22 protein-coding genes are annotated in these 24,622 nt (G+C 45.6%); 13 read left to right on the forward strand and 9 right to left on the reverse strand.

What is annotated here, in order from left to right:
- Window positions 1–172: 172 nt before the first annotated feature.
- Window positions 173–1,570 carry a formimidoylglutamate deiminase gene (locus D104_RS31755; protein ID WP_024024691.1) on the forward strand — a complete coding sequence of 466 codons (1,398 nt, stop codon included), beginning with the start codon at window positions 173–175 and terminating at the stop codon, window positions 1,568–1,570.
- The gene (locus D104_RS37060) at window positions 1,563–2,141 is read left to right on the forward strand and encodes a HutD/Ves family protein (RefSeq protein ID WP_024024692.1); all 579 of its coding nucleotides are present in this window, start codon (window positions 1,563–1,565) and stop codon (window positions 2,139–2,141) included. The genes D104_RS31755 and D104_RS37060 overlap by 8 nt, the downstream gene beginning before the upstream one ends.
- 83 nt (window positions 2,142–2,224) lie before the next feature.
- On the opposite strand, the gene hutC is transcribed toward D104_RS37060, so the two are convergent.
- Complete coding sequence (gene hutC, locus D104_RS31760) at window positions 2,225–2,977, reverse strand: histidine utilization repressor (RefSeq protein ID WP_024024693.1); 753 nt, start codon at window positions 2,975–2,977, stop codon at window positions 2,225–2,227.
- An 83-nt stretch (window positions 2,978–3,060) separates the two neighbouring features.
- Window positions 3,061–3,720, reverse strand: coding sequence for a cytochrome b/b6 domain-containing protein (locus D104_RS31765; protein WP_024024694.1), 660 nt, complete (start codon window positions 3,718–3,720; stop codon window positions 3,061–3,063).
- Between the two features lie 165 nt (window positions 3,721–3,885).
- Between D104_RS31765 and D104_RS31770 the strand changes: the two genes are divergently transcribed.
- The 5 genes from D104_RS31770 (at window position 3,886) to D104_RS31795 (ending at window position 9,997) form a co-directional block, all read left to right on the forward strand.
- Window positions 3,886–4,917, forward strand: coding sequence for a hypothetical protein (locus D104_RS31770; protein ID WP_024024695.1), 1,032 nt, complete (start codon window positions 3,886–3,888; stop codon window positions 4,915–4,917).
- Window positions 4,918–5,309: 392 nt separating this feature from the next.
- Window positions 5,310–6,599, forward strand: a complete 1,290-nt coding sequence (pepQ, locus tag D104_RS31780) for a Xaa-Pro dipeptidase (protein WP_024024697.1) — start codon at window positions 5,310–5,312, stop codon at window positions 6,597–6,599.
- Window positions 6,600–6,900: 301 nt separating this feature from the next.
- Complete coding sequence (locus tag D104_RS31785; protein ID WP_024024698.1) at window positions 6,901–7,893, forward strand: tripartite tricarboxylate transporter substrate binding protein; 993 nt, start codon at window positions 6,901–6,903, stop codon at window positions 7,891–7,893.
- An 81-nt stretch (window positions 7,894–7,974) separates the two neighbouring features.
- On the forward strand, window positions 7,975–8,490 hold the full coding sequence (locus D104_RS31790) for a tripartite tricarboxylate transporter TctB family protein (protein ID WP_024024699.1): 516 nt from the start codon (window positions 7,975–7,977) through the stop codon (window positions 8,488–8,490).
- Window positions 8,491–8,497: 7 nt separating this feature from the next.
- Window positions 8,498–9,997, forward strand: a complete 1,500-nt coding sequence (locus tag D104_RS31795; protein ID WP_024024700.1) for a tripartite tricarboxylate transporter permease — start codon at window positions 8,498–8,500, stop codon at window positions 9,995–9,997.
- 381 nt (window positions 9,998–10,378) lie between these two features.
- Here D104_RS31795 and D104_RS31800 read toward each other — a convergent pair whose 3' ends face one another.
- Window positions 10,379–12,232, reverse strand: coding sequence for a bifunctional sugar phosphate isomerase/epimerase/4-hydroxyphenylpyruvate dioxygenase family protein (locus D104_RS31800; RefSeq protein ID WP_024024701.1), 1,854 nt, complete (start codon window positions 12,230–12,232; stop codon window positions 10,379–10,381).
- A 318-nt stretch (window positions 12,233–12,550) separates the two neighbouring features.
- On the opposite strand from D104_RS31800, the gene pcaQ reads away from it, so the two are divergent.
- Together pcaQ and D104_RS31810 are read left to right on the forward strand one after the other, a co-directional pair.
- Complete coding sequence (gene pcaQ / locus D104_RS31805) at window positions 12,551–13,516, forward strand: pca operon transcription factor PcaQ (RefSeq protein ID WP_024024702.1); 966 nt, start codon at window positions 12,551–12,553, stop codon at window positions 13,514–13,516.
- Between the two features lie 49 nt (window positions 13,517–13,565).
- Window positions 13,566–14,507 (forward strand): AEC family transporter, encoded by a 942-nt coding sequence (locus D104_RS31810; protein WP_024024703.1) that lies wholly within the window; start codon window positions 13,566–13,568, stop codon window positions 14,505–14,507.
- Window positions 14,508–14,606: 99 nt separating this feature from the next.
- On the opposite strand, the gene aroQ is transcribed toward D104_RS31810, so the two are convergent.
- The 6 genes from aroQ to D104_RS31840 all read right to left on the reverse strand — a co-directional run bounded on the left by aroQ (window position 14,607) and on the right by D104_RS31840 (window position 19,275).
- On the reverse strand, window positions 14,607–15,059 hold the full coding sequence (gene aroQ / locus D104_RS31815; protein WP_024024704.1) for a type II 3-dehydroquinate dehydratase: 453 nt from the start codon (window positions 15,057–15,059) through the stop codon (window positions 14,607–14,609).
- 47 nt (window positions 15,060–15,106) lie between these two features.
- Entirely contained in the window at window positions 15,107–16,039 is a 933-nt protein-coding gene (locus D104_RS31820) for an AEC family transporter (RefSeq protein ID WP_024024705.1), read from the reverse strand.
- A gap of 83 nt (window positions 16,040–16,122) precedes the next feature.
- Window positions 16,123–16,824: a GntR family transcriptional regulator gene (locus D104_RS31825; protein WP_024024706.1), complete on the reverse strand. Its 702-nt coding sequence runs from the start codon at window positions 16,822–16,824 to the stop codon at window positions 16,123–16,125.
- A 112-nt stretch (window positions 16,825–16,936) separates the two neighbouring features.
- Complete coding sequence (locus D104_RS31830; RefSeq protein ID WP_024024707.1) at window positions 16,937–17,791, reverse strand: shikimate dehydrogenase family protein; 855 nt, start codon at window positions 17,789–17,791, stop codon at window positions 16,937–16,939.
- 273 nt (window positions 17,792–18,064) lie between these two features.
- Complete coding sequence (locus D104_RS31835) at window positions 18,065–18,928, reverse strand: class III extradiol dioxygenase family protein (protein ID WP_024024708.1); 864 nt, start codon at window positions 18,926–18,928, stop codon at window positions 18,065–18,067.
- On the reverse strand, window positions 18,928–19,275 hold the full coding sequence (locus D104_RS31840; RefSeq protein ID WP_024024709.1) for a protocatechuate 4,5-dioxygenase subunit alpha: 348 nt from the start codon (window positions 19,273–19,275) through the stop codon (window positions 18,928–18,930). Before D104_RS31840 ends, D104_RS31835 begins: the two co-directional genes overlap by 1 nt.
- Before the next feature lie 254 nt (window positions 19,276–19,529).
- On the opposite strand from D104_RS31840, the gene D104_RS31845 reads away from it, so the two are divergent.
- The 4 genes from D104_RS31845 (at window position 19,530) to D104_RS31860 (ending at window position 24,583) form a co-directional block, all read left to right on the forward strand.
- Complete coding sequence (locus D104_RS31845; RefSeq protein ID WP_024024710.1) at window positions 19,530–20,744, forward strand: LysR family transcriptional regulator; 1,215 nt, start codon at window positions 19,530–19,532, stop codon at window positions 20,742–20,744.
- A 153-nt stretch (window positions 20,745–20,897) separates the two neighbouring features.
- Complete coding sequence (locus tag D104_RS31850) at window positions 20,898–21,845, forward strand: Gfo/Idh/MocA family oxidoreductase (RefSeq protein ID WP_024024711.1); 948 nt, start codon at window positions 20,898–20,900, stop codon at window positions 21,843–21,845.
- A gap of 101 nt (window positions 21,846–21,946) precedes the next feature.
- Window positions 21,947–22,927 carry an aldo/keto reductase gene (locus tag D104_RS31855; RefSeq protein WP_024024712.1) on the forward strand — a complete coding sequence of 327 codons (981 nt, stop codon included), beginning with the start codon at window positions 21,947–21,949 and terminating at the stop codon, window positions 22,925–22,927.
- A 345-nt stretch (window positions 22,928–23,272) separates the two neighbouring features.
- On the forward strand, window positions 23,273–24,583 hold the full coding sequence (locus D104_RS31860; RefSeq protein ID WP_024024713.1) for a methyl-accepting chemotaxis protein: 1,311 nt from the start codon (window positions 23,273–23,275) through the stop codon (window positions 24,581–24,583).
- Window positions 24,584–24,622: the final 39 nt, after the last annotated feature.

Here is a 24,622-nt window from a genome sequence, read left to right on the forward strand (position 1 = left end):
GCTCACGGAATCAGCGCAGATATGCGGCACATAAAAACGAAGAAAAACCCTATAAAACAAAGACTAATCGAATGAAGTACAAAGACAGGCTGAGAATCCACAAAAACCAACTTGTATATACAATATATTTTCTATTACACTCAAATGATAAAAATTGACCTAGGAATGAACTGTGAGCAGCCTTAACCGAATGAGTTCCGAGACACACGACTATTACGCTGAACGCGCTTTACTGACTTCGGGCTGGGCTGACAACGTGCTTTTTTCGGTAAAAGACGGTCAATTCCTCTCCTTTGAAGCCAATAGCAAACCCACGCCAAACTGCCATATTTTGTCTGGGCCAGTGTTGCCAACCGTCGCCAACGTGCACTCTCACGCCTTTCAACGAGTGATGGCGGGCGCGGCAGAAGTGAGCTTAAACCCCAATGACAGCTTCTGGAGTTGGCGCGATTTAATGTACAAAATCGTGCAAAAGCTCACACCAGACGACGCACGCGTGATCGCCACTCAACTCTATATTGATATGCTAAAAGCGGGTTACACGCAGGTTGGGGAGTTCCACTATTTGCATCACAGCATCGGTGGCCAGCACTATAATCAGCTGAGCGAAATGTCGAGCCAGATGATCGCCGCGGCCAATGATTCAGGGATTGGTTTAACCTTACTGCCTGTGCTGTATTCTCATTCTGGCTTTGGTGGACAAGCGCCCAACGCTGGCCAAGCGCGTTTTATTCATTCCACCGATTCTTACTTGGCGCTTCATCAAGAATGCCACGACCAATTAGCAAATCACCCGCGTCATAAACTGGGCATTTGCTTTCACTCTTTACGCGCGGTGACCCAGCCACAAATTGACACCGTATTACACTCCCTTACTAAAGATTGTCCTGTTCACATTCATATTGCGGAGCAGCAAAAAGAAGTCAAAGACTGCATTAATTGGAGCGGTCAACGCCCGGTGGAATGGCTGAATAACGAAATTGGATTAGACGAACGCTGGTGTTTGGTTCACGCCACACACCTTGACGACAAAGAACTGAACGCCATCGCCAGCAGCAAAGCGATTGCCGGTTTGTGCCCCACCACAGAAGCGAATTTAGGCGATGGTATTTTCCCTGCCGTCGAGTTTGAAAAAGCCCAAGGCCGCTGGGGAATTGGCTCCGACAGCCATGTGAGCCTTTCGATTGTTGAGGAGTTGCGCACACTGGAATACGGCCAACGCTTACGCGATCAACAACGTAATCGTTTGTATCGCCCTGCGCAAAATAGTGTCGGCGATAACCTCTTCCAGCAAGCAGTACTGGGCGGTAATCAAGCCTGCGATGTGACATTAGGCTTAACCGAAGGTAACCGCGCCGACTTTATGGTGCTAGACAGCGCAAGCCCCTTTGTCGCCGCGAGCGAATCGAAAGACCTGCTCAATCGTTGGCTGTTCGCGACAAATGAAAACCTCGTCAAAGACGTTTTTGTTGCAGGCAATCACACGATTAAAAACTTCCATCACGCGTTAGACGAAAGCAGCCGAACTGACTTTACTCAAGTCATCAAAAAGGTGATGTACGATGCCTAATGTTAGCATTATAGAACCAGCACAATACCTACGCATGCCGTGGAAGAACGGCCTTGGTGAAACCCTAGAAATTCAAAAGCTGGAAGACAATCAAGGATTACGCTTTCGTATTAGCCAAGCGGCGGTCAAAGAAGACGGCGTCTTTTCAAATTTCGCTGGATTGCATCGCACCTTGGTTTTGTTGTCTGGCAAAGGCATGACGTTAGACCATAAAAGCGAAAACTCAAGCCGCAGTCATATTTTAAGCAAAGTATTAGATATGGCTCGCTTTTCAGGCGGTGATGAAACCCATGCCATACTGAAAAATGGCAAAATCGAAGACCTTAATATCATGGTGCGAGAAGCCGACACGAAGGCAGACGTTTATGCCTATTTCGCACCAACGCAGTTTGACGTAGGGAACAATAGTGACAATCTGTTAACGGCTTTTTATGCCAATCAACCCTGTGAAATCCGCGTGAATAACAAGGAGACCTTCACCTTAGAAGCCAACGGTTTTTTGGTCATTAAGCAAAACACAGCACTCTGTTTAATGGCAGGAAGTGGTGTTTTCATCCGAATTACGGCGTAATGCTCTTGGAATAACAAGACGGGCTATTGAGTAACAATGAACGCTATCGAACAACAATGAGAGCGATAGAACCACATTGGAAGTTATCGACCAAAGTGTCCGAATAATTGAAAACGAGAACCAGGATGCAACAAACGAGCGGCGGTGACAATATCATTACCCGCCCATGTCCGGCGTTGAATCTGCAAACACGGCTCGGTTGGAGAAACTTGTAAACGCTCGCATTCTTGTGGTGTCGGCAGTACCGCTTCCACCAAATGCTCGCCTTCTGTCATTGGCGCAACGCGCATTAAGTATTCATAAGAGGTTTGTTTAGCAAAGTCTTGCTGTTCGTATTCTGGTGCTAAGCTGGCGTTCACCACTCGCTCTTCGATTTGAATCGGCAAGTCATTTTCATAATGCAAAACCACCGAACGAAAAATACCATGATTGGTACGAACGCCCAGCATCATGGCTTCTTCTACCGTGGCTTTCGCCGATTCCAATACCAGTAATTCTGAGCGATGTTTGTGGCCACGAGCGGCAATTTCTTCCGCGATGTTGTGTACTTCGAACAAGGCAGAATGCGCTTTTTTCTCAGCAACAAAGGTGCCTAAACCTTGATGACGAACCAAAAAACCTTCGGCGGTTAACTCCCGCAATGCCCGATTCACCGTCATTCGACTCACACTTAACGCTTTCACAAACTCAGATTCCGATGGAACTCGCTGATTGACGTCCCACTCACTGGACGATATTTTTTGCGAAATGGCTTGTTTCAACTTGGCATAAATCGGCTGAGGCGCATCCGGTAAATCATCAAATAAGTTTGTTAACGATACAATCGGTTCAGACACTAGGTATTCCATGGCTTAGAAGTGAGAGGTTTTCTATTGTGAGTCAGTCATGATAAACAATCAACTCGTCTATACAACAAAGCTTAGATCGGCATCATCCATAGCGCTGCGAGCCAAGAAAGTCCCATCAACAAGGAGAAAATCACGCCCCATCGCGGTGTTTTTACGTGCACAGTGGATAGGTTACGGCTCTTTTTTCGGCCATGAATCATTGGACTAACCAGCCGTTCATTCAAACAGAGTTCATGGTACAGCACAGCCAAAACATGCAGTGCAACCAAACCAAGCAAGATATTGGGTAAGAAACGATGAACCACAGCCAGCTGCTCGGCCAGCCCTTCTGGAATCAGCGAATAAAAAGGCCCAAAGGTGAAGACTTCATCGCTGGTAAACAGTCCTGTTCCCCACTGCACCGTCAACGCCACCAGCAGCACAACGACCATGACTGCGCCAATGGGATTATGGCCTAAGTAGTGTTTTGGTTTGCCTTTAAAATGTGACAGCGCATAACGTACAGCAACCGTCGGCGCTTTCACAAATTGGCTAAAACGAGCGTAATAAGAACCATAAAAACCGTACAAAACGCGGGCAATAATGACCGACGATAAACCATAGCCCATGAAGAAATGATAGTGCAGATAGTCGCCGTCAGATTTTCCTGTGAGGATCAAACCGGTGAACAACGCCACCATCAACCAATGACTAATTCGAACTGGCCAGTCCCAAACTAATGTCGATTTCATGCGCTATGCCCTTTGTTTTATGTTGATTCACAATACTGCCCGCTTGCTAAAGAGTGGCATTAAACACTATGCTGTGGAAGCGATTTCCTCTTATATTTTGGGGGTTAACTGCCCAAACCACCCTTTTTTTGATCTCTTCATAGATGAGTGAAGGACGATATACATATGATAGTCATGTTACTGCTCGCTGTTTTCTTAGGCATTGCTCTGTTGTCCTACTTACTTTTGTTTAATGGGCGATTTTTTGGCCGTGAAGGGTCGATCATTGACGCGCCGATTGAGGTAATCTCAGAAGATTTAAGTGATTTAACCAATTGGCAGCACTGGCTTCCTTGGCTTCTTTTTGAGCCTGACGCCCAAGTGACCTATGAAAATTCAAACACGGGCGTCATGTCTATCCTGCCATCTTGTTTAGTATGGAATGGCAAACGGATAAAAGAAGGGTTTCTTTCTTTGGAAGCTGCGCGTCCTAATTCCCCTTATTTTCATACATTATTAGAAGCACCCGCGTTTTACCCAAGCGATGTGCATTTCAATATTGATCTAACAAAACAAAAAGACCGCACGCTTATTTCTATTCAAATAACGGGCAAACTGCCTTTTTTCAAACGCTGGAAACAAACCAACTATAAGTTCAGAGCCAATAAAGACGCTGAATTGGCACTGTTAAAGCTGCTTTCGCACTTATCCAAATACAATACGATTTCTGACCAAGAATACATTGCTCCCGCTTTCGATTGGTTAAACAAAACCACGCTTGACCATGTGGATGCGGTTACTCGCCCTTTTAGTGTTCGTGATCAACCTATGTCTCAAAAAATGGATCAAGGTTTCCACGACCTTATCACCTCATTGGGTTCTGAAAATCAGCCAACGGGACCTGCGTTTGCGCTTTATAAAAAAGTCGACGTGATTCACCATTACTTTTCTGGTCGATTGGGCATTCCGGTTCACAACTTAGTACCATGTGAACTCAGCCCTGAACGCATCGTTCTAAAAGGAACGTATCTACATTTACGCTATTCTGGAAGCTATCAACATTTGTCACTCGCGTGGCACGTGCTGTATAGCTTCATGCGACTTGATAGACAGCAACACAATCGCAGATTATACGGTGTGGAATTTTTTGAAGTGGGGCCAACGCACACTGACAGCGCCAAAGAATTTGTGACTTCCATCTATTTACCCATCAAATAATTGGCTTAGCGGTTATTTTGTGGGAAAGTCACGATTCAATTATTCATAAGGAAACACAAAGTGGTTGTCTCTCCCAACATGATGAAGCTGATGGACAGTGTTATACGTATCATTTTAACCCTCGCTTTTTTCTACCTGTTCAAGGACATACTAAACGTACAAAATGACCTTTTGCTGGCCTTCATTTCCGTACTCTTTGCCTTCATCGTCTTTAGAAGTGGTGTGTTTATTGTTAACAAATGGAAGGCAAAAAAGACCCATTCTGAATGAGCCTTTTTTAGCGTATTCTAATGCCATCTCCCCCCGAACAAACAGCGTCGTTTGAATGGACTCAAAACGGCGCCTTCGCTGACACTGTCCACATTTTTTAGGACAGACATAGGAAATTTTCTATGACCACACTTTATCAAGAACATCTCGCGGTTCTCATTCAACGTTATGAAGAAGCCATGGCACACTTTGACCTCGACGCCATTGTGATCGCTTCCGGGGAAAAAAGTTACTACTTTCAGGATGATCACACTCACCCTTTTCATGCCTATTCCGGTGTACAGCAATGGTTGCCGTTTACTCTTGGTGCTGAAACCTATGTCATTGTGCAAGCAGGAAAAAAACCCACTCTCGTTTGGCCTGTTCGTGACGATTTTTGGCACGCGCCAAATCCGGTACCAAGTGGAGATTGGCAACAAAACTGGGAAGTATCTCTGGCGAAAAAGACCGACAAATGGTTTGCTGACTTACCAGCAAAAACGGCGTGGCTCGGCCCGCAACCTATGGCACTGGCCGTGGCATGTGATGGTTTAAAAGCCTATGTGGACTTTGCCAAAGCCGTCAAAACACCGTTTGAAATTCAAGCCATGCGACACGCTAGTCTACGCGGAGCAAGCGGTCATATTGCCGCCAAAGAAGCCTTTCTCGCGGGCATGAGCGAGTTAGAAATTCACCTCGCCTTTTTACAGGCCAGTCAACAAACCGCGGCGCAAGAACCTTACCCGGGCATTGTCGGATTGAATGAACACGCCGCGGTACTGCACTATGAACACAAAGCCATCGAAAAAATGGCGAACTCTCGCACTTTATTGATTGACGCTGGTGCTAATGAGCATGGTTACGCAAGCGACATTACGCGAACGTTTGTACGATATGACGACGACTTTAGCGCCTTGGTAAATGACCTTGATGCAATGGAGCAAGGACTTTGTCACGGCGCCATGTCTGGCGTGGCGTTTCGAGACTTGCATCAAGACACCTTAGTGGGCATTGCAACCTTGCTAAGGGATCATAAAATTTGTTCGTTGAGCATTGAAGAGCAACTAGAGAAACGTATTCCTCAAGTGTTCTTTCCACATGGTTTGGGGCATTTATTGGGCCTGCAGGTTCATGACGTTGGCGGACATCAAATAGACCAAGCAGGCACACTCAGCTTACCTGATGACAAAGCGCCCTTCTTACGTCTCACCAGAACATTAGAGGAAAACATGGTGATTACGATCGAACCAGGACTGTATTTCATCCCAATGTTGTTAGAAAAAATGCAAGTGGAGGTAAAACAGCACGGCTGCGACATGGCTCGAATTCGTCAATTCTTACCTTATGGAGGCATTCGAATTGAAGACAATGTGGTAGTCAAACAGGATTTATCTGAGAATCTCACGCGCGACGCATTTACGAAAAACTACTAAAACCCTCTTCTGTTACTCCCCCACCAGTGGCTTGTTTTTGCACTGGTGGGCGGCATTTCCTCTAAATTCCCCAAAAGAGACTCAACTTCCACATTTCAAACCGCCTATCTATAACTAAAAGACAATAAAACGGGTAAAATATGGAATACATACTGTCTTTATCAACCGCAACTCATAGGCTAAGGTTGTAGCGGTTATTCCGTACACACTTCAAATCGAATAGTGTATAAATTAACCCATTATAAAAACAAAGCTGACTCAGCCATAGCCGTCCTTTTTTGGACACTACAGAGGCCACATAATGAAAAAAACAACAATTACGTTACTAGCAGCACTATCCCTGACATCAACACTAAGTTTTGCAGATTACCCAACAAAAGACATTCAAGGCATGATCCAATGGGGAGCCGGCGGCTCAACAGACACGGTGATGCGTTCGATTGCTCCTCATGTTGAAAAAGAACTTGGCGCAGACCTTATTCTGACCAATAAAACCGGTGGCGTTGGCGCCATTGCAACCAAATACGTTAATGCGAAAAAAGCAGACGGTTACACTCTTTTAATGGGTGCTGAAAACCCTCAGATGTATAAAATCCTCGGTTTATCTAACATCGATTATAGCGATATGATTGCCATTAACGTGTTGGCTCGCGGTACACCAATCATCGTGGCAAACAACGATGCGCCTTTCAATACAATGCAAGAATTCATCGACTACACGAAAGCCAACCCTGGTAAAGTGAAAATCGGTTCGACAGGCAAAGGCGGTCTTACCTCTATTGTCCTTGCTATGTTGGACTCTCAAGTTAAGTTGGATTACATCAGCATTCCATACAATGGTGACGGCCCTGCATTAACCGCGGTTCAAGGCGGCGCAATTGATGTAATGCCAGCCGTTCTGGGCGCAACGATTGAACAAATCAAAGCGGGTCGCATGAAAGCCATTAGCCTAGTGGATGTAAAAGCCAATAAGCTGCTGCCTAATGTTGCGCCAATCACCGACGCTCTGCCTGGCATGAAATCCTACCTTCCATGGGGTCCATTCTTTGGTGTGTTCGTGAAAAAAGGCACGCCTGACGACGCGGTTGAAAAACTTCAAGCCGCTTTCCAGAAAGCCGCTTTTAACCCAGATTTTGTTGATCTAATGCAAAAGCGTGGTTTCACCATCATGAACATCTCGGGTGAAGAGGCGAACTATTTCCTAGAAGCATATCGCTCTACGTCTTCTTGGTTAGTCCATGACGCTGGTTTTAGTAAATTCTCACCAGAAAAATTTGGCATCCGCAAACCATAAGGTTTTCTTAATAACCTGATCTATAGGCGTGGTTCGCTGTACAGCAACCACGTCTCATTTTTCGCTTTATCTGGAGTTACAATGTCCAGCCATCCCCCTTTGGTACAAACCCGTAAACCCGGAGAAAGTTCGTTCTGTTTCCTCTTGGTCATGGGCAGCCTTTATTTATTCTGGCAAGCTTACAAAATCTCAGGATTCAGTGAATTAAGCTCTCCTGGCGCTTTTCCGCTGGCCGCCTCTGCGACCATGGTGCTTGCGTCTTGCATTGTCTTCATTAACACCTTAAAACGCCCAGCCGCAGAAGGTGTTCGCTTTGTTTATCATTGCTTCCCACCCATTGTCGCGACCATTATGGCGCTGATTTTGATCTACTCTGTCGTACTGGAAAGCCTTGGTTTTATCCTTTCTAGCTTTGCTTTTTTGTTTATTACCATTCAGTTTTTATATCGACGCAGTGTACTGACAACGCTCTCAATTACCCTGCTGGCGTTGGTTGTTGTCTACACTGTTTTTCGCCTCGTTTTTCAAGTCGTCCTGCCAGAAGGCATCGTACCTGAGCGCGAAATTTTGTCCTCAATAAAGTCTCTGTGGAGATAGTTATTTTATGGATGCTTTACATTATTTCGCCATGTCATGGCTGTCACCTGAATTACTTGCCTTAACGGCACTCGGTACGTTCTTAGGAATTTACGTTGGAGCCATTCCGGGTCTGTCCGTGACCATGGCTGTGTCCATCCTGATTTCTTTTACCTTCTCATGGGACGTGAATTATGCGCTTTGCTTAATGGTCGGCGTTTATATGGGTGGTGTATATGGTGGTTCTCGTACCGCCATATTGTTAAACATTCCTGGCGCGCCATCGGCGATAGCCACCGCGCTGGATGGCTACCCATTAGCCAAAAAAGGCTTAGCGGGCGAAGCCATCGGTTTATCCACCGTGATGTCTGTTGTTGGTGGTTTTGTCGGCATTATCGTCTTAGCCATTGCTGCGCCACCCATCAGTGAGTTTGCCATTACCTTCCAGCCTCGTGACTACATGTTGCTTGGCATTTTAGGCATTATGCTGGTGGGCTCACTTTCCGGTAGCAGCTTAGCAAGAGGCATTTTTGCCGGAGCGCTCGGGCTATTAATTGGTACCGTTGGGCTTGACCCAATGACCGCCGAAGAGCGCTTTACGTTTGGCGTTGTGGAACTTTGGGATGGCATTAACCCTGTCGCGGTAATGATTGGCATGTTTGGTATTTCAGAAGCCTTACACCAGCTACATCACATGAATAAAGCCGTGGTGAAGCAGAAAATTTCTCGCATTATCCCAAAATGGTCTGATGTGAAAAAGTACATGCCATTGAGCTTACAAACGTCTTTTATCGGCGTTATCGTTGGTGCATTACCGGGTACGGGTGGAGACATTGCCGCACTGATGGCCTACGACCACGCGAAACGTGTCACTAAGAACCCCAAGGTTCCTTTTGGTGAAGGTGCAAAAGAAGGTCTAATCGCACCAGAAGCCGCCAATAACGCCGCCGTAGGTGGGGCTTATATCCCAATGCTAACGCTTGGCATTCCTGGTGATGCGGTTACCGCGGTGTTTATCGGTGCTTTGTTTATCCATGGTTTGAATCCCGGCCCTTTGTTGCTGATTGAACAGCCGCACATGTTCTGGTTTACCGTCGGTAACCTGACGCTGGCCAACATATTCGTGCTGATCTTCGGCTTAACGGGGATTCGACTTTTCTCGAAAATTGTCGAATGTCCGAAAGGCGTGCTTATTCCGCTCATTTTCTTATTGTCGATTGTCGGTGCTTATGCGATCAACAATGCCATCACCGACATTTGGTGGATGCTGGCTTTCGGTGTCTTTGGCTACTTTATGCGCCTTTACGGATTCCCTGTTGGGCCCGTTATCTTGGGCGTCATTCTGAGTTCACTGACCGATGAAAACTGGCGTCGAGCGATTTTGACCGAGCGAGGCAGCGTAAGCGACTTGTTTATCAACATGCTTCAAAGCCCTCTGTCTGCCGTACTGTTCAGTGTTATTGTCTTGATTCTTGTTAGCAAAACCCCTATTTGGAAAAAAGTCTTCAAGCCAAAAATCAAGTCGTAAACCCGACTAAAACACACTAAACAACAAAGCCAAACCACCAGATTATCGATTAGTAATCTGATGGTTTGGCTTTTTTATGCCCGCGCTTTTCCTGTTGATAAACAACCCCGCTTATGTAATTGACCATCTGATTTTCTGCATCAGAAGAACAGTATATTCCTAGAAAACACATAAGTTTTCACCTGCATAGTCGCTCTCTAACGCGTTCAAAACCGCTCAAGCAGAAAAACAAACGCCTGACCTTATGACTCAATGTTTGTGAACAATTCGTCCAAAGTGCTTCTTAACGCCTTTTTTAAGCATAAAAAAACCGGAGATCGTTTCCGATCTCCGGCTGAAGAACACACCATGAATTAACCCACCCCCCGCAATGGAAATGGACTATTTTTTCTCTTGGCGTGCTTGGGAGGCAAGACGCACAAAGGCATTTGCTTCACCATAACGGCTGTAGTCACCCACTCGTTGTACAACTTCAAAAAAGACACCATGAACCTCTTCCGTGTAAAAATGGAAAAATTCACCTTCGTCATTTTGGTCGTACATAATATTGTGTGACTGCAATTTTTTAATCATCTCTGAAGGCAAGCCAAAGCGTGCTTCAATATCACGATAATAATTTTGAGGAATCGGTAACTGCTTCTCGCTATCAATGTTTTTTGCCGCCGCAAAAATATCATCACAAGCAAAGGCAATTTGATGCACACCAGAGCCTTTTGATTTCTGAATAAAACGCTGAGCGGACGCATCACGCGCATTGGTCATATTCAGAGGAATACGCACGCGCTTGTCTTTGCTCAATGCCGTACGACTGACAACCAAACCATGAATATCAGGCAGGTCTTGGCTGGCGTCGATATCAAAGCCAAACAAAGATTTATAGAAGAAAGTCGCGGACAAGAAATCCGTATTAGTCACCGTTTGTCCGATGTGATCAAAGCGCGTTAAGCCAACGCCAGATTCCCCTTGAATACCTTGAATCGGCTTAAAGTCGACATCAAAAAAACGCACAGCCGCGTCCGCAGACACCAGATACACCAAACTGTCGCCAATACCGCGAATCGCTGGAATGTTTAACTCGCCAGGGCCAGCCTGATTATCAAAACGCTCGACTAAATAACGTTCCGCAAGGGACAAGGTGGCTTTCACATCGTCAGAAGCAAACGCCATGGCACACACCGACACGCCGTGTTTTTGGAAGTGCTCGTGTGCCTGACTTTTAGGCTCACGGTTTAAAATCAAATTGATATTGCCTTGGCGCATTAAACTGACATTTTTAGAACGGTGTTTATGCGTTTCTTCGAAACCCAATTGAGCCAATGTGTTGGTCAGTGCTTCGCCGCTCTCCCCTTCGATCGCAAACTCTAAGAACTCAACGTCCTTCACTTGAGGCGCTTGAATGGGGGCGGTTTTTTCTTCTCGCTTACTGACTGTTTGATCGTCTAACCAAATCAATGAGCGCATGCCATCAATGGCTTTTTCTAGCGGAGAAGAAGAACGGAACTCGTCGTTGAAAATTTCATGGGACAGGTAATCATCAAAGCCTTTGTCTTTCAGAACTTGTAGAAATTCGACAACCGGCATATCGCCTTGGCCAGGGAAACAACGGAAGTGTCGGCTGTATTGAAGCACATCCATTTGCAAACTTGGCGCATCGGCCACTTGCACAAGAGCAATCTTATTCAGTGGGATCTCATCGCGCAAAACGTCTAGGGTATTGCCACGGGAGAACATGTGAAAAGTGTCTAAAATAATACCGAGGTTCGGATGGTCAACGCGCTTAACAAGATCCCATGCATCATGGTAATCCTTAATATGGAAGCCCCACGCCAACGCTTCATAACCCAGCATGATGCCTTCTTTTTTGGCGATCTCGGCCAGAGCAAACAAATCCGCCGCGCACACGTCACGATCAGGGGAAGAGTAAGGCTGCACATTACTGCAAAACAAAAGACGGTTCGTGCCCAACTCATGCGCTACGTCGATCTTATGTTGCAACATGCTCGCCTTTTGTGAACGCATGGGTTCTGGCATGCCTTCCATGTCACGGAACGGCTGCAACGCAATAATTTCCAAGCCAAGATCTTGCGCCATGCGACGCGCGTCTTTTGGCGTCCCATCAAACTGAGTCAAATCATTTTCGAAGATCTCTACACCTTGAAAACCGGCTTTTGACGCGGCTTCAAATTTTTCTCTCAGCGTGCCTGAAATGGTAACGGTTGCGAGTGCTGTTTTCATGATGTCGCCCTGACGGTTCGTATTCTATAACTAAATCGATATATAAGAGACAATGCAGGTTTATTGCTCTTATATTTACTATTATTGATGCTAGCACAAGATTTTTGTCTGTAGCGCCATCTTAAGAATGAAATAAAGCGCAAAAAATATATCGAAAAAGGAATACATAGAGCCTTTTCAAATACGGCATTTAGGAGTGTAATATAGAAAATTATTCCCTTATTAGCGTGGGCTTCACGCCTAATTCCTGTGTGTTTCTTACAAGCGACTGATTGATCAGCCACTAATACCCATGCGTATACGACGGGAGTCTCTTCTATGCTAGAAAACCGTATCAAATATCGCCACCTTCAATGTTTTTTGGAAGTTACTCGACAAGGCAGTGTGGTTCGCGCCGCCGATGTGTTGGCACTCACACAGCCCGCTGTATCAAAAAAACTCAAAGAATTGGAAGACATTCTTGGCGTTCGTTTACTGGAACGCAGTAAAAAAGGCGTTGAATTGACACCGTACGGCAACGTCTTTTTAGAGCACGCTAGCACCAGTGTAGCCGCCTTGCGAGAAGGAACAGAGCGTGTCGCTCAAGCGCAACAAAAAGGTATTAGCCATATTAGTATTGGCGTATTACCAACCGTTGCAACCAGCATTTTACCCGAATCAGTCAAACGTTTTCGCACCGGTGGAATGGACGCTCGCCTGCATTTAGTAACCGGGCCAAACGCCATGTTAATGAGCCAATTACGAGTGGGGGAACTGGATTTGGTCGTCGGCCGCTTGGGTGTGCCTGAAGTCATGTCTGGCTTGTCTTTTCAGCATCTGTATTCAGAACAAGTCACTTTTACGGTTCGCCCTAATCATCCGCTTTTAACGAAAGAAAATTTTCAAATCAGCGACGTTGCAGACTACACCGTGCTATATCCACCCAAAGGTTCCATCACAGCGCCGTATGTAGATCGCTTTTTGTTGTCTCAAGGCGTGAGTACGCTGAATGACCGTATCGACACTGTGTCGGACTCTTTTGGCAAAGAGTTCATTCGGAATAATGATGCGGTTTGGATCATTTCTCGTGGGGTTGTCGCGCGTGAAATCGCAGACGGTGAGCTGGCCGAACTGCCCATTGACACCAAAGAAACCTTGGGCGCGGTAGGACTCACTACACGGGCAGATTCAGTACCCTCTATGGCGTTAAAGCTCTTCATGACGGCGATCCGAGAAACCGCAAAAACCTTAGACAGCTATTACAAACCCATAGACCACCATCCCAAAGACGGTCCTACAATTTAATTCATTTCGCTTAATAAGCACGTAGACTGTCGCCGAAAAGGAACAAGAAATGCTGACTATTGTTGCCATCACCACGCCTATTTTCATCATGATAATGTTGGGGTATTTTGCGGTTCGTAGTCAGTTGGTTCCCAGCGATACCATTGCCGGCATGTCGAAAATCGTCATGTATTTTACGCTGCCTGCTTTGATTTTTAGTACCTTAGCAAGAATGGAGTTCGATGAAGTCATTGTGCCAACCTATCTTGCTACTTACGCCATTGGCTCGGTATTAACGCTGCTGATTGGCTTGTTTATTAGCTTAAAACTGATGAACAAGTCTTTGACGGAGAGTACGCTGAAAGGCTTAGGGATGTCGAATTCAAACTCCGCGTTCTTTGCGTATCCGGTCATGTTACTGGCGTTTAGCAATCCGCCAACGGCATCTTTTGCCATGTCGCTGATCATCGAGAATATTCTAATTCTGCCACTCGCGTTCGTCATTCTGGAAGTCAGCTCTTCCCGTGGACAAGGCCTTAACCCTGTTCGAATGGTGTATACCGTTCTGAAACGATTACTCAAGAACCCACTTATTCTTGCGGTAACAGGTGGTGTATTAGCGTCGACCTTTCACTTGGCCATGCCCGCGGTGATCGATCGCGTATTGGTCATGCTGTCAGGGGCTTCCGCCACGCTCGCGTTGATTGTATTAGGCGGCTCTTTGGTCGGCACCAGCTTAAAAGGCAACGCTACCGACATTTGTTTTGTGACGGTTGGTAAACTGGTATTGCACCCAATCATGATCGCGGTTGTCGCGCTGTTTATGCCAGACATGGACCGCAATTTATTACTCGGCGGCATTTTGATTGCCGCGGTACCAATGATGAGCATCTACCCTATTATTGGTAGCCAATATGGATTTCGCTCAATCTGTGCCAGTATTTTGCTCATTACCACATTGGCGTCTTTTGTCACACTCGCCATTATTTTGTCGCTAATGGGACTCAGCTAACTCGTACAAAAAACCGAGTGTTGGTTCTAATAAGCAGTGACTCGAAACAACACTCGGTCTCAATTTTCATCGGAAGCAATGTGTTGGCAATCGCCATGCTTACGCTTTCAGTTTGCTCACCAAACCTTGAATCCCCAACACGTAGCCTTGCACCCCCATGCCGACCACAATACCCGCTGCGGCAGGTGAGATGTAAGAATGATGACGAAACGCTTCACGCGCATGGACATTGCTAATGTGCACTTCGATCACAGGCACATCGGCGCCTTTTATTGCATCATGCAATGCAATCGACGTATGCGTATAAGCACCTGGATTGAACACCACGCCCAACATGTCACCTGTCTTCACTCGGCGACCTGCTTCATGAATCCAATCAATCAAAGCACCTTCATGGTTAGATTGATGACACTCAACGTCATGACCCAATGTCGCGGCGGCATCCTGACACAGGCTTTCCACATCGGTTAAGGTTTCATAACCATAGGTTGCCGGCTCGCGCGTGCCTAATAAGTTTAAGTTAGGACCATTTAATACCATGATAGTAGACATAATAATTTCTCCTAAAAGTCAGCGTAACAATTCAATAAGTCGTACTTTTATACTAAAAAGCGCAGCAAAACACTTAATGTAAAAAAGGATAATACGGTGGTAATCAGTAAGGTACTGGCGCAAAAACTGCGCTCGCCATATTCGCCGCAAATTATGGGATAAGAACTAAACATAGGCATCGCCGCAAAAATAACCACCGCGATTTTCAATTCATTTGGCATGGTTGGCGTCAACAATAATAACGACATAGCCATCACGGGGAACACCACCAGCTTACCGACAGCCACCAAGAAGATCGGTGCTAAATGCCCCTTGATCGACACGCCCACCAGCGATCCGCCAATCACGATTAATGCAGTCGACGCAGCACTCGCAGCCAACAGATCCAACCCTTTACCGGCAAAGCTTGGCAATCGCCAATCTAAAAGAGAAAACAACAGTCCCGCCGCCAACGCGATTAACATCGGGTTTGTTGAAATCCGCTTCAATACGATCAGAAATAAGTTTTTGCCGTTGCTTTCACTTTTACCCAACATGGTTTCGATAAAGATCAAGCAAACGGGCAATAGGATAATATTTTCCACCATCAACGCCATCACAAACGCTTGCGTTAAGGGGTAATCAAAAAATTGAAGAAGAACAGGAAAGCCAATAAATGCACTGTTGGACATGCTGGCTCCAACACCTCTGACGCCCGCTTTCACCAAACCATTTCCAAGCAATTTCCAACTGAACAAGACGATGGTAAAAAATGTAACCAATCCACTTACGGCATAAACAGCAAGGTAATCGAAATGCAGAACCTCTTGTAATTCCATGTTGGAGAGTTTCATGAAGATCAAAGAAGGTAAGGCCAAATACAGCACAAAACGGCTAAGCCCCGGCAGCGCTGCCTGTGGAATAAATGAATAACGAACACAAAGAAAGCCCACCAATATCAGGAAAAAAATTGGCGCAGTGATGTTGATTACGGCTTCCATATCGACAAGTCCTCGTTACTATTTAAATAATACCGTTAATTGAATGTTTTATGTTTCCACTAAGAGGCATTGAAAGGTGACTATCAGGCAGAAGCAGACCCTTTCAACTGTGCCATTACCGGATCAGGAAGTGTTAACCCTTTTTGAATATGAGAATCGAGGATAAACAACACTTGCTCCATATCATCATCAATCAAGTGTTTCAGAAGTGTTTGGTGCTCTTCCATTGACGCTTTGCCGCGAAACGGACGACGATGCAACGCCAATACTTGATAACGCATATACAGTTCAATCACCGACGCATGGTAACGAATTAGTTGCTGAGAACCACAATGTGACACCATGGTCACGTGAAAATCTCGGTCCGCTTTTTCCCACGCCTGAACATGACTACCTTCGTCTTCCAGCATCAATTTTTCGACACAACTTAACCGAAAATGCGCACTTATCAAGGCCGATTTCCACTCCATGTGCCCTGTTTTGTTTTCCATGGATTTTTGCACACCAGACAATTCTAACATCTGACGAAGCTCTAATAATTCACGTAAATCGGCAGTAGAAACCGGTTTAACCGTAAACCCTTTCTGATCAACAAACAGCACAAAGCCATCCGACACTAAACGCATCAAGGTTTCACGAAGGGTATTCACGCTGGCACTATAACGAAGACGTAAGGAGTTTAATTTAAGCTTTTCGCCTGGTGAAAGCGCTCCGGTTACAATATCGGAGCGAAGCTGTTCATAAACAGACTGCCCAACCAGTTTACGGTCATCGGAGTTAATCATAGAAAAATCTAGGGACCTTCTTTCGTTGTTGTATTGAGACCCAAACGAAAAGACGCCTTAAGGCGTCTTTATTACCATTCATTCTATGAGTTTATTCGCCTTACAACAATCTCTAGATCAATGAACTCACGACGTCGTACTTTTCACGGAATTGGTCCCATACCGGTTTTACATCCGTTACTTTTTGACCGGTAAAGATCTCAAATGCGTCGATACCTTGATAAAAGAACAAATCAAAACCCGATACAATTTGCAGGCCTTTTTTATTGGACTCCACCAAAAACTCCGTGTCCATCGGTGTATAAACTGCATCAAATGCCCATTTTTGGTTCTCAATCAGCGCCGCTGCCAATGGCATTCCTGGGCTTTTTAAATGGCCGACTGGCGTGCAATTCACCAAACCGTCTACTTCTGCAGCGGCCGCTGAAATGTCTTCTTTTGCGACATAACGCGCCTTGTAACCAGCATCATTGATCGCATCAACCAAAGACTGCGCGCTGCGCTCACTCAAATCTGTCACCAACACTTCGGTGGCGCCGACTTCAAACAAGGCAAAACCGATCGCTCGGCCAACACCACCCGCACCGATCATCAGTACTTTACCCGCCGGCAAGTCCCCAACACGACCTTTATAGCCACGAATAAAACCCGTGTAATCCGTATTAAAGGCGCAGACTTTGCCATCTTTTAGCAAGAGCGTGTTGCTTGCTCCTACCTTTTTCACAGCATCGTTCACTTCATCTGCGCTGTCGATGGCAATTTGTTTATAAGGAAAGGTTACGTTGGTACCCACAAACCCTAAGTTTCGGATTTCAGTCAGCTTGGCATTAAAAGAGTCTGCTGTGTCATCTTCAGGTACTTGTAACTGATAATCCACAGGCAACTGATTGAGCTCTCCTAACATCATGTGCAAAGAAGGAGAGCGGGAAGCTGCAATAGCCTGACCAATTAGACCTAAATGTAACATTGTAATTGTCCCCAACGTATTCCAAAAAAGAATGTCATACCGTAAATGGTTAAGTAGTAAAAAATTAAAAAGCACCGTTTATAACGGCGATTGAACGACCTGTAAAGGCGGTTTCTATCACGAAAACCCGCGTTAATGCTTGTTATCCGCAAATAGACACCACACTGATCACAAGGTTGAATCGTACGTTTTTCTAATATGAAAGAAGCGTATAACAAAACTCATGCTTTGTTGTATGACAATTTGACATGTATTTTGGGTGGAAAAATTATATCAGCATTGATTGACGTCCACGGCATCGCTTGTCGCCAACAATTGCAGCCCCGCACCAGTGTTGGAAATCGGCAAATGATAACTGCGATGCCGCTCTGTTAATTTTCCCTGTAATGCTCCGCGCATAGCTAACCACATGTTCAGCTCAACGCCTTGAGAACCTGCTTTCTCAATCAAATCAAAGTTGGTGAGCTTAGTCAGTACTTCTGGCTCATCGACAATTTTATCCATGCAATACAGATCGAATAATTTATTGATAAAACCTGCGCGCTGCCCATCCAACTGATGAGACAAACCACCGGTGCCAAACACCACCACGTTTTGCTCGCCTGGGTAGGAGCGAATCGCGTTACCTATGGCCTTGCCAAAATCAAAACAGCGACTGGGTTTTGGCATTGGATGACGCTCACAGTTGATCGCGATCGGAATCACTTTTATGTGGCCGTATTGATGACCCGGCCACATCAATGTAAGTGGCACCGTCAATCCATGATCGACTTTCATTTCTTGGCAAACGGTTATATCGAAGTCATGCTCAATCAACTGGTTAACAATGTGCCAAGACAATTCCGTTTCTCCTGTCACGGGCGGAATTTCAGCAATCCCCCAACCTTCGTCAGCGTTCTCATATTGAGGAGCCGCACCAATAGCAAACGTCGGCTTACGATCATGAAAGAACTCTAATCCATGGTCATTGTAAAAAACGACGACGATGTCAGGTTCTTGTGAGTACAACCATTCGCGTACCGGAGGATAAGCGTCAAAAAAGCTTTTCCAATACGGTGTTTGCTCAAGACCTTTGTCCATGGCGACGCCAATGGCTGGAATATGTGATGTGGCAATACCGCCCATGATTGTCGCCATTATTTCTCTCCCTGCTGTACTAAAAATGCTTTAAATTCGTCTGTTGTCATGCCCGTTTGTAAACCACCCACATCTTGTACATTGAGACCCAGAATCCCAGCAAATTTCGCCAGATAATAAATACTCCCTCCGGCTTCTAACATGGCAATGACATCACGGTTCTTAACCGCCTTTTTTTGTTCTTCAGTAAGACCAAAGCTTTCACAGTAAGCGTCTTCATTGGCTAAAAACGACTCTCGTGCCTGTACGTTATTAAAGGAAAAGCACATTTTATTTAAGGGATAGCCCTTCGTTGCCATTGGTCCATCGAACATAATATTGCCCGGAATAGGATTCACCTGATTCATTCTGTTACCTCGCTATCTATTCTTTTATTTCATCTTAAAACACCGAATGGCAGCGAGTATAAGAACAAACGAGCTGTACAATCCTTGATCTAAATCTATTTTTTACCATTTAAAAAATAGAACACATGCATTTTATTTTTTGGGGGGGAAATGATTGGTTTTGGCTATATATAGGAAAAAAAGCGCAATTAATCTTTCAATTTCATTTATTTGATATTCATTTTTGATATAGTTTAAAAAAACAAGGGGGTCCTATGGAGATCGCAATTCCAAATCTACGGCATTTGCGCGTGTTTCTTGCCGTCGCCGAGCTAAAAAGCATCACACGGGCTTCCGAGTACATTTTTCTGTCTCAGCCTGCCATTACTCAAGCCATTGCCAAGTTAGAAGGTTTGCTGGGCGCGCCTCTCTTTGAGCGCCATTCTGATGGTATGTACCCCACGGCATCGGGTGAGGTTTGGCAGAAACGGGTGAGTCGCGCCATCGATCACATCCAAACTGCCACTCAAGACATTGTCAAAGACAACACGCATAAAGAACACGCCCCGAAAAACCTCGTCGCCTTAATCAGCACAACACAATTAAGAGCACTGGTTGCCGTGAGTGAGGCGCAGAACTTCAGTATTGCCAGCCGTAATTTGGGGGTATCTCAATCGTCCGTGCATCGTGCTGCCCGAGATTTAGAGCGCTTGTTAGGTGTGGTTTTGTTCGAGAAAAACAGCTTAGGCACCAGCGCAACCAAAGCAGCACAAAACCTATCGAAAGCGACCAAGCTGGCATTCAGTGAACTTCGCCAAGGCATTTACGAAATCAACGCCCTGCAATTTAAAGACGTCAGTACGATCACCATCGGCAGCATGCCCTTAGCCCGTATGACTGTTTTGCCCAAATCCATTTTGCAGTTCAATGAGCGCCACCCTGATGTGAACATCAACGTGACCGAAGGCCCATACGCGGATTTATTGCATCACCTCCGGCAAGGTGACATTGATATTATATTGGGTGCATTGCGCCATCCGACCCCCGCTGACGACGTGGTTCAAGAAGAGCTATGGGCGCCGCCCTTGTCTATTGTTGCGCGCAAAAACCACCCGCTAATGACCAAAAAAGCCATCAGCGCGCAAGACTTAACGGAGTTTCCATGGGTGGTTCCCGCCAAAGGCACACCGACTCGACAAGCCTTCGAAAACATTTTCACGGAAGCTGGCGTACCTCTACCAACACGACTGGTTGAATCCAGTTCGCAAATACTCATTCGTGAATTATTAATCGAAAGTGATCGACTCACGCTCATTTCAGCACATCAAGTCGAGCGGGAAATTAATATCGAATTGCTAAACGTGCTCGACTTTCCATTGGAGCATACTCGCAGACCAATTGGCCTTTGCGTCCGTAAAAGCTGGCTTCCAACGGTTACTCAGTCGCACTTTCTTAGCCTTTTGAGAGAGATATCAGAGCATTTCAGATAATACATTTAGATGCCATCATTGCATAAAATGAATGGCTAATGCGGTTTATGGATTATCCCCCCGCAAAGGTGAATGTTAGATTTGTCATCAATATCAAACTTGGGCGCTCACAAACCCACAACAATAAACACTCGCACTGTTAGGAGTAGACTAATGAGAATTTGTATCGCTGGCGCATCTGGCGCTTTCGGCATGAAACACATGGACGCGATTGCAGCCATTGAAGGGGCGGAAGTGGTTTCGGTCGTTGGCACTAAAATCGACGCCATCAAAGCCTTTGCAGAAGACCGCGGCGTTCTTCATTACACAACCGATTTAGCGGAAAGCCTAGCGCGTGACGACGTGGATGCCGTTATATTAGCAACCCCTACACAATTGCACGCCGCACAAACTATTCAATGTCTTGAAGCGGGCAAACACGTGATGTCTGAAATCCCAATGGCTGACACCATTGAAGACGCACGCAAGGTCGTTGAAGCTCATAAAAAAACGAATCTAGTTGCCATGGCGGGTCACACTCGTCGTTTCAATCCTTCTCATCAGTGGATTCACAATAAAATCGAAGCGGGTGAATTAACCGTTCAACAAATGGACGTGCAAACTTACTTCTTCCGTCGCTCCAACAAAAATGCCCTAGGCCAAACTCGCTCATGGACAGACCATTTACTTTGGCATCATGCGTGTCATACGGTCGATTTATTTCAATATCAAACTGGCGCAACCGCTAGCAAGGTACAGGCGCTACAAGGTCCAATCCATCCAGATCTTGGCATCGCCATGGACATGAGTATTGGCATGAAGGTGCCATCTGGCGCCATCTGTACGCTGTCGCTGTCTTTTAATAATGACGGACCATTTGGTACGTTCTTCCGTTATATCTGTGACAACGGTACTTATCTTGCTCGTTACGACGACCTTTATGACGGTAACGAAAACAAGATCGATCTTAGCGATGTCGCCGTGTCTAACAACGGCATCGAGTTGCAAGACCGTGAGTTCATTGCCGCTATTAATGAAGGCCGCACGCCAAATTCTTGCGTGACTCAAGCCATCGAAGCAATGGAAACCTTGCATCGTTTAGAAGCGTGCCTAGTAGAATAATCACCGCAAAAAAACCAGTAAACAGGGAGCCTAGGCTCCCTGTTTTCGTTACACTCTTTTGATGATATCAGCATGGTTAAGCACCATACGAGGAGCCTTTTATGTCGAAACATCCACATCTCGCCAATCCAGACATCGGTTTAGGTTGCATGAATTTATCTCATGCTTATGGTTCACCCGTTGCAGAAGAGCAAGCCATTAAAGCCCTTCACGCCGCATTTGAAATGGGCTATCGCCATTTTGACACAGCGACATTGTACGGCGGCGGTAACAATGAATTGTTGGTGGGTAAAGCGCTAAAAGATCGTCGTGATGAATTCTTTCTCGCGAGTAAATGTGGCATGGCGATGGTCGACGGCAAAAAAGAAATCAATGGCCGTCCAGAAAACATTCGCAAACAATGCGAAGACAGCCTAAAACGCCTGCAAACCGATCACATCGATTTGTACTATTTGCATCGTTTGGACTTTAACGTGCCTATTGAAGAAAGCGCTGGTGCCTTAGGGGACTTGGTGAAAGAAGGCAAAATCGGTGCGGTCGGTTTGTCCGAAGTGTCTGCAGAAACTCTGACTCGCGCGCACAATGAATTCCCAATTACCGCGATTCAGTCCGAATATTCCTTATGGACACGCAACCCAGAAATCGCCGTATTAGAAGCCTGTAAGCAACTGGACATTACCTTTGTGGCGTTCAGTCCCTTAGCTCGCGGGTTCTTAACCGGCACCCTCAAAGACGTTGCGGACTTAGAAGAAAAAGACATTCGCAATAATATGCCGCGCTTTAATACAGAGCATTACGCCAACAATTTAGCGTTATTAAACGACTACTTTGCCCTTGCAAAAGACATTGGCTGCACACCAGCACAACTCGCTTTGGCTTGGCTGACGTCTAAAAATGAAAACATTGTCCCCATTCCGGGCACTCGTTCGGTTAACCATATGAGAGACAATTTAACCGCCAGCCAATTAACGCTAGACGCAAAACAAATGACGTTACTGGATGAAATGCTTCGCCAAGACAACATACACGGCGCTCGCTACAATGCCGTACAGCAAAAAGAAATAGACACTGAAGAGTTTTAAGATCACGCCCTTTACTGACACTCAACAGTAAAGGGCACTTCCCTGCCCGAATTGCACGATAATCACATTTTGATTCATACTCTCTCTATGGATACCTTTCCTCCTGAATAATACAATCTTGAAAATAAAAAGCGGGTGGCACTCGTATCACAGAGCATTATCAATGTAAGCCGAGAAAACATTCTTCTACTTTTACTAACATTTAGTTACCTTTTAAAAACTGTTTAGCTACATCTAATCGTTTTTAAAAAAACTATAGTCTTACAATGTACGTAGGATATTGCCTACAGAGAAGCAGCACTTCCCCACAAGACCAACGTATCGAAGCGAATAGAGGGCATTACTATGTTTTTTACGAAAAAAGCAAACCAAGTAAAAAGTGAAGAGTCTGGGGCATCCGAAAGTGACGCCATCATTCAAGCCATGAGTAATTTTTGTGCGACTATTTACTTCCTGCCAGATGGCACTATTCTGGATGCAAACCCTCATTTCCTTGGCGCCGTTGGTTATTCGTTAGAAGAAATAAAAGGTCAACATCACTCGATGTTGTGCCCTGATGAAATCAGAGCAAGCGAAGAATACAAAGACTTTTGGCCGCGACTGGCTTCCAACAAATGCCAACAAGGTACATTCTTACGTAAGAAAAAAGACGGCTCAGACCTTTGGATAGAAGCCACCTACTTTCCCATTAAAGTAGGCGGTGAAGTCGTCAAGGTAATGAAAATCGCGTCTGACATTACACAAGTAAAACAACTGGCAGATAACCAAAAAGCCGTTTACAACGCCATTGACCGTTCTAGCGCGATGATTGAATTCGAACCAGACGGCACGGTAATGACCGCCAATGACAACTTCCTCGCAGCGATGGGCTTTGGCTCTTTAAAAGAGATTGTCGGCAAACACCACAAAAAATTCTGTAAAGATAAATTTTATGAAACCAACCCGAATTTCTGGGCGGAACTCGCGAACGGTGAATTCAAAACGGGCCAGTTTGAACGAATCAATAAGCAAGGCGAAACGATCTGGCTAGAAGCCAGTTACAACCCTATTTATAATCACCTCGGTAAAGTCGACAAGATTATAAAAGTGGCCTCCGACATTACCGAGCGCATTAATGGTCAGCAAGCCATCCAGCACGCGGCCGAAGTAGCACACTCTACTTCCGTAGAAACAGCGCAAGTATCGGAAAATGGCGCAAAAATTCTTCGTCAAACAGTAGAAACGTCGAATCAAATTGTCAGTGAAATCGAAAATTCAACTCACTTAATCGAACAACTCAATAAGCAATCTGAAAACATTGCCAAGATCGTCACCACCATCGGTTCCATCGCCGATCAGACCAACCTGCTTGCACTGAATGCCGCGATAGAAGCTGCACGAGCTGGCGAACATGGCCGAGGCTTTGCGGTCGTGGCGGATGAAGTCCGAACCTTGGCAGCGAGAACCAGTACATCCACCGTTGAAATCGAAGAAATGGTCGCTCAAAACAGCAACCTAACTCGTCAAGCCAAGACAAGCATGATCAAAGTCAGCGAACGCTCTGGGGAGAATGCAACGCTTATTGAGGAAGCATCCGGCATCATTAATGAAATATTAACGGGCGCAGAACACGTCGCCAACACGGTGAATAAACTGCTCGATATCGATAAAAAATAAGCACTTTTCGTCCTGATCATAAAAAATCCGATGCCTGTT

Origin of the sequence: Marinomonas profundimaris (assembly GCF_000508165.1) — a bacterium.
Classification (GTDB): domain Bacteria; phylum Pseudomonadota; class Gammaproteobacteria; order Pseudomonadales; family Marinomonadaceae; genus Marinomonas; species Marinomonas profundimaris.

Bases quoted from the DNA above. Each gene is read 5' to 3' on its own strand.
- D104_RS31795 (WP_024024700.1), top strand. From the start codon at position 8,498: ATGGATGCTTTACATTATTTCGCCATGTCATGGCTGTCACCTGAATTA.
- D104_RS31860 (WP_024024713.1), top strand. From the start codon at position 23,273: ATGTTTTTTACGAAAAAAGCAAACCAAGTAAAAAGTGAAGAGTCTGGG.
- pepQ (WP_024024697.1), top strand. From the start codon at position 5,310: ATGACCACACTTTATCAAGAACATCTCGCGGTTCTCATTCAACGTTAT.
- D104_RS31845 (WP_024024710.1), top strand. From the start codon at position 19,530: ATGGAGATCGCAATTCCAAATCTACGGCATTTGCGCGTGTTTCTTGCC.
- D104_RS31765 (WP_024024694.1), bottom strand. From the start codon at position 3,720: ATGAAATCGACATTAGTTTGGGACTGGCCAGTTCGAATTAGTCATTGG.
- D104_RS31820 (WP_024024705.1), bottom strand. From the start codon at position 16,039: ATGGAAGCCGTAATCAACATCACTGCGCCAATTTTTTTCCTGATATTG.
- D104_RS31855 (WP_024024712.1), top strand. From the start codon at position 21,947: ATGTCGAAACATCCACATCTCGCCAATCCAGACATCGGTTTAGGTTGC.
- D104_RS37060 (WP_024024692.1), top strand. From the start codon at position 1,563: ATGCCTAATGTTAGCATTATAGAACCAGCACAATACCTACGCATGCCG.
- D104_RS31840 (WP_024024709.1), bottom strand. From the start codon at position 19,275: ATGAATCAGGTGAATCCTATTCCGGGCAATATTATGTTCGATGGACCA.
- D104_RS31790 (WP_024024699.1), top strand. From the start codon at position 7,975: ATGTCCAGCCATCCCCCTTTGGTACAAACCCGTAAACCCGGAGAAAGT.
- D104_RS31770 (WP_024024695.1), top strand. From the start codon at position 3,886: ATGATAGTCATGTTACTGCTCGCTGTTTTCTTAGGCATTGCTCTGTTG.
- D104_RS31835 (WP_024024708.1), bottom strand. From the start codon at position 18,928: ATGGCGACAATCATGGGCGGTATTGCCACATCACATATTCCAGCCATT.
- aroQ (WP_024024704.1), bottom strand. From the start codon at position 15,059: ATGTCTACTATCATGGTATTAAATGGTCCTAACTTAAACTTATTAGGC.
- D104_RS31800 (WP_024024701.1), bottom strand. From the start codon at position 12,232: ATGAAAACAGCACTCGCAACCGTTACCATTTCAGGCACGCTGAGAGAA.
- D104_RS31785 (WP_024024698.1), top strand. From the start codon at position 6,901: ATGAAAAAAACAACAATTACGTTACTAGCAGCACTATCCCTGACATCA.
- D104_RS31830 (WP_024024707.1), bottom strand. From the start codon at position 17,791: ATGTTACATTTAGGTCTAATTGGTCAGGCTATTGCAGCTTCCCGCTCT.
- D104_RS31850 (WP_024024711.1), top strand. From the start codon at position 20,898: ATGAGAATTTGTATCGCTGGCGCATCTGGCGCTTTCGGCATGAAACAC.
- pcaQ (WP_024024702.1), top strand. From the start codon at position 12,551: ATGCTAGAAAACCGTATCAAATATCGCCACCTTCAATGTTTTTTGGAA.
- D104_RS31825 (WP_024024706.1), bottom strand. From the start codon at position 16,824: ATGATTAACTCCGATGACCGTAAACTGGTTGGGCAGTCTGTTTATGAA.
- D104_RS31810 (WP_024024703.1), top strand. From the start codon at position 13,566: ATGCTGACTATTGTTGCCATCACCACGCCTATTTTCATCATGATAATG.